This window comes from Streptomyces sp. NPDC049577 (assembly GCF_040675635.1).
In the GTDB taxonomy this organism is placed as follows: domain Bacteria; phylum Actinomycetota; class Actinomycetes; order Streptomycetales; family Streptomycetaceae; genus Streptomyces.
Window position 1 is genome coordinate 1 of the sequence record NZ_JBFAPH010000209.1, and the last position, 11,329, is coordinate 11,329.

Consider the following 11,329-nt stretch of genomic DNA (forward strand, 5'->3'; position numbering starts at 1 on the left):
GGCAGCCGGTCCCAGGTGGGGGCGGCCCTGATGCCGATCAGCAGGGCGACGTCGGGGGCCAGGGCGGCGGTCCACACCGTGCGCCGGCCGTGGCGGCCGCCGGTCTTCAGGGCGGCGGCGAGCGCGCCCAGTCCGACGGCGAGGCTCAGCGCGCGGCCGGCCGGGTGCCGGTGGAGGAAGCGGGGATGACGGCTCATCACGGGGTCTGCCGGGCGGCGGGGGCGTGCGGGGCCGGGCGGCCCAGCGCGTCGAGTGCGGCGCCGAGCAGGACGGCGCGGGTCCGGTCGACGTGGCCGGGTGCGCCGTGCACGTCGTCGAGGACGGTGGTCTCCCCCGGTACTCCGGCCGCGCGCAGGACGTCCGCCTCCTCGAAGGGCACGATCTCGTCCCGCAGCGCGGCGACGTAGTGCACGGGCGTCCGCAGCCCGGCCAGTTCGTCCGGGCGCAGCGCCCAGTCGCGGAGGTGGCGAAGGACATGGGACGGGCGGACGCCGGTGGTGTGGGCGAGCGCGGCGAGCGTGACCCGCGGGAGGTGCCGGGTCCGGTCCGTGAAGAAGAGGCTCACCGGCGCTCCGACGGTGGCCACGGTCACCAGGCGGGAATCGGTGAGCGCGCAGCGCAGGGCGAGATGGCCGCCGAAGCTGAGGGCGACGGCAGCGGTGCGGCGCACGTCGGCGCGGCCGTCGAGGGCGTCCAGCAGCGCGGAGATCATGCGGGGGCTGTGCGGTCCGTAGCGGGCGGTGTTCTCGCCGACGCCGGGCAGTTCGGTGACGGCGACGGCCACGCCGAGCGCGTCGGCGTGCGCGAGCAGGGGTGCCCACTGTTCCTTGACGCTGACGATCCCGCCGGTCACCACGAGGAGGGGGCGCGGCCGGGCCTCGGACAGGCCGGCCGTCCAGCAGCGGACCGTTCCGCCCTGGAAGGGGATCTCCAGCCGGCCGACGGGCTGCCGCTGTGCGGTGCGCCAGCGGTCGAAGGCGGCGACGCAGCGGCGCTGGGCCAGCCGGCGGGGCGTGTCGGCGGGGCCGTCGGGGCAGGGGAAGCGTGCCATGGCGTAGTGGGCGCAGGCCTCCAGGTGCCGGCCCTGCGCGGTGAGTTCGTCGCCCTCGGCCAGCCAGACGCGTGCCCAGCTCCCGGGGCCGGTGCCGCCGGGATCGGTGACGCGCGTCAGGATCGTGCAGGCGCGCTCGGCGGAGATGCCCTGGGCCGTCGCGTGCAGCAGCGCGAACGCGCGCAGTTCGCAGAGGTCCGCCGTGCGGTCCGTCATGGCTGTGCGGTCCGTAGTAGCGGTGCGGTCCGTCGTGCCGGTGGGTGCCGTCATGTCCGTTCCTCCTCGTGGGCCCGGTCGGCCCGTTCGCCGCGCTGGGCGGCGAAGTAGGCGGGTTCCAGCACGCGGGCGCGCAGCCGGGGGCTGGTCTGCAGGGCTCGGTAGACCGTGCGCCGGGCGGCGGCCGCGGGGCGGGACGACCAGGTGAAGACGCGTTCCTGGCGGCATTGGAGCCGGTGCGAGTCGGCGACCGCTCGAGCCCGCCCGCGCTGGTAGGCGGCCGTCGCGGCGTCCACCGCCCGCGCCCGTCCCGGCCGGGAGTCCCCCAGGGCACCGGCGACCAGCGGGGCGAGGACGGCGGCGTCGCCGAGGGCGTGGTTGACGCCCTGCCCGAGCACCGGTGACAGGGTGTGCGCGGCGTCGCCGAGCAGGACGGCACCGGGGGCGTGCCAGACGGGCACGTCGGCCGTGAAGATGTCCAGCAGGGCCGTCTGCGACCAGTCGCCCGGCAGGGCCTCGGGACGGTCCGCGAGTTCGGGCACGAGTTCGCGCAGCCGCTCGTGCAGCGTGGTGATCCCGGCGGCGCGCAGGGCGCGCAGTCCGCGTTTGGGCAGGCTGAAGCCGACCCGTACGGTGCTGCCGTTGGCGTCGGGCAGGACGAGGGCGTGCCGGTCGCGGTGGATGCGGATCCGGTAGGCGGGTTCCGTCCAGGCGGCGGGGCGGGGCAGCCGGAGCCAGAGCACGTCCCGGCGCAGGGGCCGGACGGTGGCGGGCAGTCCGGCCTCCTCGCGCAGCCGGCCGAAGCGTCCTTCGGCGACGGCGGTCAGTGCGGCGCGGACCCGCAGGGGCCCGCCGGGGCCGGCGGCCCGTACGCCGACGACGCGTCCCGCCTCGCGCCACAGGCCGGTGGCGGTCCGGCCGGGCAGCAGCCGGAAGCCGGGTTCCCGGGCGGCGGCGGTCGTGAGTTCGGCGAGGAGCCGGGGCTGGGGGATCTCCATCGGGTGCCGGTAGGCGTAGGGGAAGCGGGCGAAGTCGATGGACAGCACGGGACGGCCGGCGTCGGCGACCTCCAGCCGGTGCACGGTCAGGGCGTCGGCGCGCAGCCGCTCCAGCACGCCGAACCGGTCGAGCAGGCGCACGCTGTCCGGGGAGAGGGACTCGCCGCGCAGCTCGCGCTGTCCGCCGGTGGACCGTTCGAGGACGGTGGTGCGTACGCCGCGCCGGACCAGGCCGAGGGCGAGGGCCAGCCCGGCGGGGCCGCCGCCGACGACGCACACGTCGGTCTCCAGGACGCCGGTGTCCGGGGTGTCGCCGGCGGGCATCAGGCGGCCCGTCCGGCGGTGACCGCGTAGGGGTCGAGGGGGTCGGCGGTCAGGGCGGCGACCAGGCCCTCGTCGAGCATGGTGGCGGCGGCCGTGTCCCGGGTGTCGCCGAAGCCCGCGTCGTACAGGGCCCAGCTGGTGGTGTACCGGTCGGCCACCCGGCAGGTGCCGAAGCTCCACTCGTCGCCGGTGCCGGGCGAGCCGTCGGGCCGCAGGACGCGGACGGGGCGGCCGCTCGGGCCGAAGCCGAACTCGTTGAAGCGGAAGCGCATACCCTGTCCGATGGCCTTGCTGTACGCCTCCTTGAGAGTCCAGATGCGGACCAGTTCCTCGTTGCGGCGCGACTCGTCGACGCGGGCGAGCACGGTGCGTTCGTACGGGGTGCAGACCTGGCGTTCGATGCCGGAGCGGAGCATGGGGCGGTCGGCGAGTTCGGCGTCGACGCCGATCCAGCCGCGCCGGGTGACGCCGACCATCAGCAGTTGTTCGGTGTGGGTGAGGCTGATGCCGATCTGGTCGCAGCCGCGCAGGAAGGGCCGGCCGCCGGCGTGGTAGGCCAGTTCGACGGTGTGCGGGGCGGCGTGCAGGACGCGGGCGGCGACGTGTTTGAGCAGCAGGCGGGAGGCGGCGAAGCGTTCGCGTACGGGCGGGTGGCGCATCGCGTGGTAGCGGTCCCAGTCGCGGCCGAGCATCCGGCGCAGGCCGGGGCCTTCGGGGTCAGCGGGGATCCAGTCCGCCAGCAGACCGTGGGCGATGACGCTGCCGTGCTCCGCCAGGGTGTCGAGGACCTGCTGCCAGGGGCCCTGTGGTCCCGCCACGGCCAGGGGCGGTCCCATGGTCGACGGGCCCGTCGGAAACTCCGCCGGAAAGGGCATCGGGGTCCTCCAGGAGTCGTACGAGGTCGTCGAGCACGCCGGCGGCGGCGGCGCCGTCGAGCACCCGGTGGTCGAAGGTCAGGCCGAGCCGCATGACGGGCGCCGGCACCAGCCGGCCGTCGCGCACGACCGGGCGCTGGGCGGTGCGGCCGGCGTTCAGGGTGACCGCGGTGCCGCCGTGGGCGTGGAAGGCGTCGACGCGGTGGCCGCCGAGGGAGCTGACGGCGACGGTGCCCAGCAGTTCGGGGCGGCGGCCGGTGCCGGCCACGGCGGCGCGGAAGGCGAGCCGGCCGAGGGGGGCGGGGAGCCGGCCGAGCAACCGGATGCGCCGGGCGGCCTCGTCGTCCCCGTCGTGCCGGTTGTCCTCCTCGTCCCGGCAGCGGTCGATGAGCCGCTGGATCTCGTGGGGTCCGAGCCGGTCGGCGTCGCGCAGGACGGCGGTGTGGACCCAGCGTCCCCGCGGGGTCGTACGGTCGACGGCGAGCTTGACGTGCACGCGAGTGAACCGGACGGTGCGGGGGGCGAGGAGCCCGGTCGCCGCGGCGTTGGCCTCGGGGTGTGCCGCCATGACCCGGCCGGCCGCCCAGACCAGGCAGGCGGCGACCGAGCAGCGCGTCCCGGCGGCGCGGGCGGTCGCCCGGTATGCCTCGACGGCCGACATGTCGACGTCGGCGGCGAGATGGACGGGGGACGCCGAACGGGCCCAGGAGAGGAAGTAGCGGGTGTGGCGGCGGGCGCGGTCGTACGGGTCGGTGTTCACGCGGCCACCACCACGGCGTGGATCCCGGCGATGCTGCCGGCGGCGATGACGTCCCCGACGGGCAGCGGCCGGCCGGTGTGCCGCTCCAGGACGGCGACGAGGCGCAGCAGGAGCAGCGAGTCCCAGCCGGGCAGGGTGCCGAGCGGGGCACCGGCGTCGGCGGGCCGCAGGGCCGTGCCGAGTTCCTCGTTGACGAGTGCGATCAGTTCGCCGACGTCACCCACGGTTCCTCCTGCGTGCCGGTCTGCAGTCCGATGTGCGCCGGGGCCTTCGCCGGCGCCGCGGTCGGGCGGGCGAGGAGCCCGTCCTGCTCGCGGGGGGTGAAGCCGTGCCGCAGGTACAGCTCGCGCACCGCGGCGTTGGCGCCGGTGTCGTGCCAGCGGGCGAGCAGGAGTGCGGCTCCGGCGTCGCGGGCGGCGCCGATGAGCGCGGCGAGGCAGGCGTCCTCGACCTCCCTGCCGAGCACCCGGCAGCTGAGCACGAGGTTGTCCAGCGTCCAGGTGTCGTGTCCGGTGCGGACGAAGAGCGCACCGGCCAGTCCCTCGTCGCCGAAGCGGTCCGCGACCCGTACGCCGAGGACCGTGCCGGTGCGGGCGCGGGCGGCGACCTCGGCGGGGGTCCAGCGGTACCCGGTGGCGTTGCAGCGGTTGGTGCGGACGGTCAGCTGGGCGAGGCGCGGCAGTTCGGGGGCGGTCGCGGGGGCGACGCGCACGACGACGCCGAGCGAGCGCAGGAAGTCCCGGTGGTCCAGGTGGGCGGCGCGCAGGCGGGCGCGGTGGGCCCGGTGGCGGTAGCGGCCGGGGCGGGCGCGGTCGTCGTCGGTGAGGCGCAGGGTGTCGAACCAGCCGTCGGCGAGCAGCCGTTCGGCGTGCAGGGCCGGCTCGGTGTCCAGGGGTGGTGCGGCGGTGCCGGGGTGGGCGGCCTTGACGAGCATGCGTTCGGCGGGGCTGTCGTCGGCGAGGACCAGGGCGTCGGGGGACAGTCCGAGGGTGTCGGCGATGCGGGAGAGGCTCTCGTGCTTGGGTCCCCAGCCGGCCTCGACGACTGTGAAGTCGTTCTCGCGCAGCAGCATGTCGGGGTGGTCCGCGAGGACCCGCCGGACGGGTTCCCCGTCGTTCTTGGTGCAGGCGGCGATCAGCACGCCCTGCGCGGCCAGCTGCCGTACGACGCCCTGGAGCCGGAGGTGTGCGGGTCCGATCCGGATCCCGGTCGGTCCGTCGGCGTCGAGGGTGCCGTCCCAGAGGGTGCCGTCGAGGTCGAGGACGAGGCATTTGCCGGTCCGGCCGCGCAGGGCGCGGGCCAGGTGGGCGGTTTCGCGCGCGTGGCCGGCGAGGAGCGCGGCGGTGAGCGGGGCGCCGGCGTGCAGGCCCAGACGGGGGTCGTCGGCGCGGGCGCCGGCCGAGGTCACCGGGTCGAGGTCGAGGACGACGACGCCGTCGCCGGGGCGGGACAGACGCAGCAGCCCGGTGTTGAACTCGCGCCATGCGATGCCGAGTTCGGCACGGTCGGCGAGGTCGAGGAGCTGGTGGGTGTGGTGGCGCAGGAGCGGGACGGTGTTGAGCACCAGGGTGCTCTCCGGCCGTCGGCCGCGGTGCGCGGAGGCCAGCCGGGTGATGAGTCCGAGGCGCTCGTCGAGCACCCGGCGGGCGTCGGCGGCGGTCCAGGGCGTCGGCAGCCCTTCGAGGACGGTGTCCGGGTCGAGCAGGCACAGGGCCAGCTCGGGCCGGTGGGCGGCGAGGGGGGAGGCCGGGTCGGCGAGTTCGGCGACCCAGCCGTTGAACTGTCCGCATCGCGCGTCGAGCAGCAGGCCGTGCCGGGCGAACTCGGCGGCGAGGGGCGCGACGACGGCTCCGGGGACGGCCCGCCCGGCGGAGACGGTGACGCGGACGACCGGGGTGCGGGGGTGGTGGCGCAGCACGTCGCGGGGGGCGAGGCGGGCGAGGAGGACTCCGGCTCCGGCGAGTTGGTCGTCGTCCAGCCCGTCGAGCAGGGCGCGCACCTCGGGGTAGCGGACGGCGAGCTGTCCGGCCGTGTGCAGGGCGCGCAGGCGCCGCAGGCCGCTCGTGCGGTGTTCGTCGTGTTTGTTGTGTGTGTCGCTCACAGCGCCTCCAGCCCGAAGCCGGCGGTGATCCATTTGCTGGACTCCACGCAGGCGCACAGCGCTCGTCGCCCCGGGGCCAGCAGGGGGAGCAGGCGTTCGAGCTGGGTGAGGACCAGGGCGTTGCCGGTGTTGCCGGTCTCCGCCACGCAGGAGATCTCCTCGGCCCGCCCGGCGCCGAGCCGGTCGCGCAGCCGTGCGGTGATCGCGGCGGTCATCCTGCCGCCGAGCTGCGGGGGCAGCAGGTAGTCGAGCTGCTGCCCGTGCCAGCCGCACCGGTCCAGCAGCTCGGCGCAGATACGTTCGGACAGTTCGGGGACGCGGTGTTCGATGGCCTTGTAGTCCTCGGTGACGGGCGGGCCGCCGCGGTCGTGGTCGGCGGCTCCGTACCAGGCGACGCGCTGTCCCGGCGGGAGCCCCGGCAGGGCGGGGTGGTGGAGGGGTGCGTGCAGCCGGGCGACGGCGCCGGCCGGCCCGGCGGTGACGACGGCGGCGCCCGCCCCGTCGCCGAAGAGCACGTAGTTGACGAGCTCGCCCGGCGGCATGCGGGGGAAGTCGCGCGTCAGGTCGAGGTGCTTGGCGCAGACGTCCCCTCCGAGCACCAGTCCGGCCGGTGCGCCGGCCGTGAGCAGGGCGTCGGCGAGGGCGAACGCCTGCACCGCGCCGGAGCAGCCGGACTGCAGCTGGTAGACGGGGGCTCCGGTGATGCCGAGCCGTTCGGCGACGAGGGCGGCCGTGGTCGGCATGAGCGCGTCCGGGGTGGCGGTGGCCAGGACGACGAAGGCGATGCCGTCGGGGCCCAGGCGCGCGGGGCCGGCCGCGGCCCGGTCGAGCGCGCGCCCGGCCGCGAGCACGCACAGGTCGGCCAGGGTGGGGCCGGGCTCGCCGCTGTCGAGGTCGACGGCGAAGTGGCGGGTGCGGGTGCCGATGAAGGTCTCGATCCACTCCTGGGAGAGGCCGAGGCGTTCCTGGATCCGGTCGTTGCCGACCGGTGGTCCGGGAAGGGCGGAGGCCGCCGAGACGAGGTGCGTCATCGTCCCGCCTCCCGCACGCCGGCGCTCGCGCGGGGCCGGTCGAGCAGGTCCCGCAGATAGCCGGTCAGGGTGGCGGGGGTGACCAGGCTGGGCAGCATCTCGGGGATCGACAGTTCGCCCAGGTCCGGGAGCCGTTGCTCGATCCGGTGGGTGAGTTCCATGACCATCACCGAGTCGAAGCCGAGGTCGTCGTGGAACCGGTCGTCGTCCCGCACCTCCCCCGGTGCGGTGCCGAGGATCCCGGCGACCTCCTCGCGCACGGTACCGGCGAGGCCGCCGGTGCCTGGAGCGGGGGCGGGGGCGGGAGGTTCCGCGGTCACCGGTGTGCCGGCGAAGCACTGGGGTGCGAGCCGCCGGTGGGTGACCCCGCCGGAGTGGTGGAGCGCGTCCCAGTCCGGGTCCACGCCGTGCTCGTACAGGGCCGCGACCGCCCTGGCGAGCGCCGGGGTGTCGGCGTCCGCCGGGACGGACACCACCGGGACCCCGTCCGGGCGTTGCGGTGCGGGCGCGTCGCCGATCCGGACGACCAGGCCGGGCGGCTCGCCACCGGACGCGGTCGCCGGCAGTCCGAGCCGGGACAGCCGGGCGGCCGTCGCCGTGGCCCGGGCGTCACGTTCGTCCAGCAGCAGGGCGACGGAGGGCGGTTCGGGGGGACGGCGCGTTCCCGGGCGCGGCGTGGCCGCGGCGGCCCGCAGGGCGGCGGCCAGCGTCGCGGTGTCCGGGGCCGGGAGGGCGATGCGGTGGGGCAGGCCGGCCCGCACCCGGTTGCTGGTGCGGCACAGTTCGGCGACCGGCTCGTCGCACCGCGCGGCCAGATCGTCGGCCTGTGCCAGGAGGTTGCGGCGCAGCGCCTCGGCGTCGGGGGCCGAGAGGGTGAAGACCCCCGGGCCGTCCTGCGGTGCGGCGGCCGGCGGGCCGCCGGGGGCGGGCGGCGTGGCGAGCAGGGCGTGGGCGTTGCTGCCGCCCAGGCCGAAGCTGGAGACGGCGGCGATCACCGGCCGGTCCGGGAGCGGCAGGGGCGTCCGCGGCAGGACGAGGCCGTGTCCGGCGAGATCGAGGGCCGTGTTCTCCGGGCCCCCGGTCACCACCGGCGGTATCAGGCGGTGTTCCAGGGCGAGCACCGCCTTGATCAGCCCGGCGAGCCCGGCGGCACCCTCGGCGTGCCCGATGTTGCCCTTCACGGAACCCACCGGGCACGGCGCGTCCCGGCCGGCACCGTACACGTCGCCGAGCGCGCGGGCCTCGATGAGGTCGCCGACGGGTGTGCCCGTGCCGTGCGCCTCGATCCAGTCGACCTGTTCGGGGCGGATCCCGGCGCGCCGGCAGGCGGCGCGCATCACCTCGCGCTGGCCGCGCCGGGAGGGGGCCACGATGCCGTTGCTGCGGCCGTCCTGGTTGACGGCGCTGCCCAGCAGCAGCGCGCGCACCGGCTGCCGGGCCGCCGTGGCGTCCGCGGCGCGGCGGAGCACGACGGCGGCGACGCCCTCGGCCCGTCCGATGCCGTCGGCGGCCGCACCGAAGGGCTTGCAGCGGCCGTCGGGCGCGGCCAGTCCGGCGTGCCGGTAGAAGTCGTCGAGGGCGTGGTCGAGCATCAGGTTGACGCCGCAGGCGACGGCGAGGTCGCACTCGCCGGCGAGCAGCGCCCCGGCCGCGAGGTGCACGGCGACCAGGGCGGAGGAGCAGGCCGAGTCGACGGTCAGGCTCGGGCCGCGCAGATCGAGCTGGTACGACAGGCGGTTGGCGAGCATGGCGCGGCCGGCGCCGGTGCCGGTGCCCGCGGTGAGGGTCCGGCCGCCGGCCAGCTGGACGCGCGACCAGTCGTCGGCCATGGCGCCGACGTAGACGCCGGTGCCGCTCCCGGCCAGGGCGGACGGGTCGGTGCCGGCGTCCTCCAGGGCGCGCCAGACGGTCTGGAGCAGCAGGCGCTGCTGGGGGTCCATGGTGGCGGCCCGGGCGCGGTCGATGCCGAAGAAGGCGTGGTCGAAGGCGTCGGCGCCGGTCAGGAAGCCGTCCTCGGCGCGTTCGCCGCGGGCCAGCAGCCGCCAGTAGGCGGCCGGGTCGGGGGCGCCGGGGAAGCGGCAGTCCAGGCCGAGGACGGCGACGCCGGTCACGGTCCCTCCCCCAGCGGGCCCGTCACGCGGACGCACTCGGCGGCCAGGTGGCGGGCGAGCGCGTCGACGGTGGGGTAGTCCCAGGCGACGGTCGCCTCCAGATAGAGCCCGAAGTCGTCCTCGATGTCGCCGAAGAGACTCAGCGCGGCGACGGAGTCGAGCCCGTACTCCGCGAAGGGCACCCCCGTGTCGATCTCGGACACCGGGCGCCGCAGATACTGCCCGAGCCGCTCCAGGAGCCAGCTGCGGAACTCCCTCTCCCGAGGGCTGGTTCCGGACACCACCATCTCAGCCTCCATTCGTCACCCCGGCGAGCGGGGTGTCGTACAGGTCGTAGCTGCGTCGGTCGTGGAACCGTTCGAGCACCTCGGGCAGGAGGCCCGCGGTGCAGTCCGCGGCGTCCCCGGGGACCGGCAGGCCGAGCCGCCGGCAGATCCGGGCCAGGGCCGCGGCCGTCCAGGCCGGGTCGGCGAGGAAGGCGGAGGGGCCCCGGCCCGGTACGTCGTGCCGCTGGGCGTGCCACACGCCGAGGCAGGCCGCGCCGGCGAGGACGAGCGCGTAGCGGTCCGCGAGGGCGTAGACCTCGGGGCTGGCGAGCGCGGTGCGGTCGTGGGGGCGCATCGCGCGGCAGGTGTCGCGCAGGGCGCGCAGTTCGCCGGTGAGGGCGCCGGCCAGGTCGCGCACCACGCCCAGGGGTCCGTCGGCGCCGGCGTCCTCGGTGGCGAGCCGGTCGGCGAGGACGACGAGGGAGGCGGCGAGGGCGTCGCCGTTCGCGGCGAGGGCGAGCCGCCCGGTGTCCAGTGCGGGCAGGTCGTCGTGGACGCGGAACAGCGCCCGGGGCGCCTCGCCGTCCCCGGAGCACCAGAAGGCGCGGGCGAGGCGGGGCAGCTGCGGGATGAGGGTGGCCTGGCAGGCGGCGGTCCCGGCGTGGCCCAGGCTGGTCATGGGCAGGTCGCGGACGTGCTTCTGGAAGACGCCGTAGGCGCCGTCGCGGACGTAGAAGTGGGAGCCCAGCACGATCGACAGGTCGTAGACGGTCTCCTGGAGCAGCTTGGGCACGAGGTATTTGACGGCGGCGGCGTAGACGCTGGTCTGCTCGGGCAGCAGATGGACCGCGCGGGTGCCGACGAGGGCCAGGCAGTCGCAGATCAGCAGGTCGGCGAAGGCACCGGCCAGGGTGGCGCGCGCGTGCGGGATGTCGAAGACGGACCGGCCGTACAGCTGCCGTTCGACGGCGAAGCCGACGACCGTGCGCAGGGCGGTGTCCGCGCCGCCGAGGACCATACCGGGCACGGCGCTGCGGGTGATCTGGAAGGAGCGCAGGGCGAGTTCGACGCCCTGGCCGAGGGTGCCGACCAGCGCGTCGGCCGGTACGGGGCAGTCGTGGAAGTCGAAGCCGCCGATCACGCAGCCGCGTACGCCGGTCGTCTCGTAGCGCGGCAGCCGGGTGAAGCGGTCGCGGGGCAGCCGGGTGCCGTCGACGAGCAGGACGGAGTGGCTGCGCGGCCCGGGCTCGGGGGAGGTGCGGCTGAAGAGGACCATGGCCTCGGCGCGTGCCGCGTTGTTGATGACTTCCTTGCGTCCGTCGAGCCGGAAGCCGGCGCGGCCGCCGTGCTGGGGGACGGCCGCGAACTCGTTGCGGACGAAGTCGTTGCCGTGCGCGAGCTCGTGGTAGGCGATGGCGAGGCGTCCGCCGCCCAGCAGCAGGTCGGCGGTCCGGCGGCGCTGCGCGGGCGTGCCGGCGGCCCAGACGGCGACGGCGGCCAGGAAGGAGGTGACGCCGTAGCCGAGGCCCAGCGAGGCGTCCCGGCGGAAGACGGAGCGCAGGACGCGGGCGAGGGTGTCGGCGCGGTCGAGCCGGC

The 11,329-nt window shown here is 76.3% G+C and carries 10 protein-coding genes and 1 pseudogene; all 11 read right to left on the reverse strand.

Annotation, left to right across the window (positions count from 1 at the left end; genetic code table 11):
* Nucleotides 1-197, reverse strand: a pseudogene (locus tag AB0K09_RS22080) (DUF4260 domain-containing protein); the annotation flags it as partial.
* Entirely contained in the window at nucleotides 197-1,321 is a 1,125-nt protein-coding gene (locus tag AB0K09_RS22085; RefSeq protein ID WP_366067092.1) for a hypothetical protein, read from the reverse strand. The pseudogene AB0K09_RS22080 and the gene AB0K09_RS22085, both read right to left, overlap by 1 nt.
* Entirely contained in the window at nucleotides 1,318-2,589 is a 1,272-nt protein-coding gene (locus tag AB0K09_RS22090; RefSeq protein ID WP_366067093.1) for an FAD-dependent oxidoreductase, read from the reverse strand. The genes AB0K09_RS22085 and AB0K09_RS22090 overlap by 4 nt, the downstream gene beginning before the upstream one ends.
* Entirely contained in the window at nucleotides 2,589-3,425 is an 837-nt protein-coding gene (locus AB0K09_RS22095) for a 4'-phosphopantetheinyl transferase superfamily protein (protein ID WP_366067094.1), read from the reverse strand. The genes AB0K09_RS22090 and AB0K09_RS22095 overlap by 1 nt, the downstream gene beginning before the upstream one ends.
* Nucleotides 3,307-4,224: a 2-oxo acid dehydrogenase subunit E2 gene (locus AB0K09_RS22100; protein WP_366067095.1), complete on the reverse strand. Its 918-nt coding sequence runs from the start codon at nucleotides 4,222-4,224 to the stop codon at nucleotides 3,307-3,309. The genes AB0K09_RS22095 and AB0K09_RS22100 overlap by 119 nt, the downstream gene beginning before the upstream one ends.
* Entirely contained in the window at nucleotides 4,221-4,448 is a 228-nt protein-coding gene (locus AB0K09_RS22105) for a phosphopantetheine-binding protein (RefSeq protein ID WP_366067096.1), read from the reverse strand. Before AB0K09_RS22105 ends, AB0K09_RS22100 begins: the two co-directional genes overlap by 4 nt.
* Complete coding sequence (locus tag AB0K09_RS22110) at nucleotides 4,427-6,325, reverse strand: HAD-IIIC family phosphatase (protein ID WP_366067097.1); 1,899 nt, start codon at nucleotides 6,323-6,325, stop codon at nucleotides 4,427-4,429. The genes AB0K09_RS22105 and AB0K09_RS22110 overlap by 22 nt, the downstream gene beginning before the upstream one ends.
* Nucleotides 6,322-7,356, reverse strand: a complete 1,035-nt coding sequence (locus tag AB0K09_RS22115; protein WP_366067098.1) for a 3-oxoacyl-ACP synthase III family protein — start codon at nucleotides 7,354-7,356, stop codon at nucleotides 6,322-6,324. The genes AB0K09_RS22110 and AB0K09_RS22115 overlap by 4 nt, the downstream gene beginning before the upstream one ends.
* Nucleotides 7,353-9,467, reverse strand: a complete 2,115-nt coding sequence (locus tag AB0K09_RS22120; protein ID WP_366067099.1) for a beta-ketoacyl synthase N-terminal-like domain-containing protein — start codon at nucleotides 9,465-9,467, stop codon at nucleotides 7,353-7,355. The genes AB0K09_RS22115 and AB0K09_RS22120 overlap by 4 nt, the downstream gene beginning before the upstream one ends.
* Nucleotides 9,464-9,754, reverse strand: coding sequence for an acyl carrier protein (locus AB0K09_RS22125; protein WP_366067100.1), 291 nt, complete (start codon nucleotides 9,752-9,754; stop codon nucleotides 9,464-9,466). The genes AB0K09_RS22120 and AB0K09_RS22125 overlap by 4 nt, the downstream gene beginning before the upstream one ends.
* A 1-nt stretch (nucleotide 9,755) precedes the next feature.
* Nucleotides 9,756-11,329: acyl-CoA dehydrogenase (locus tag AB0K09_RS22130; protein ID WP_366067101.1), on the reverse strand; the 1,574-nt coding region annotated here is incomplete at its 5' end.

Excerpts from the sequence above, each read along its gene's own strand:
- AB0K09_RS22095 (WP_366067094.1), bottom strand. The coding sequence starts at position 3,425 with ATGGGACCGCCCCTGGCCGTGGCGGGACCACAGGGCCCCTGGCAGCAG.
- AB0K09_RS22085 (WP_366067092.1), bottom strand. The coding sequence starts at position 1,321 with ATGACGGCACCCACCGGCACGACGGACCGCACCGCTACTACGGACCGC.
- AB0K09_RS22115 (WP_366067098.1), bottom strand. The coding sequence starts at position 7,356 with ATGACGCACCTCGTCTCGGCGGCCTCCGCCCTTCCCGGACCACCGGTC.
- AB0K09_RS22125 (WP_366067100.1), bottom strand. The coding sequence starts at position 9,754 with ATGGTGGTGTCCGGAACCAGCCCTCGGGAGAGGGAGTTCCGCAGCTGG.
- AB0K09_RS22090 (WP_366067093.1), bottom strand. The coding sequence starts at position 2,589 with ATGCCCGCCGGCGACACCCCGGACACCGGCGTCCTGGAGACCGACGTG.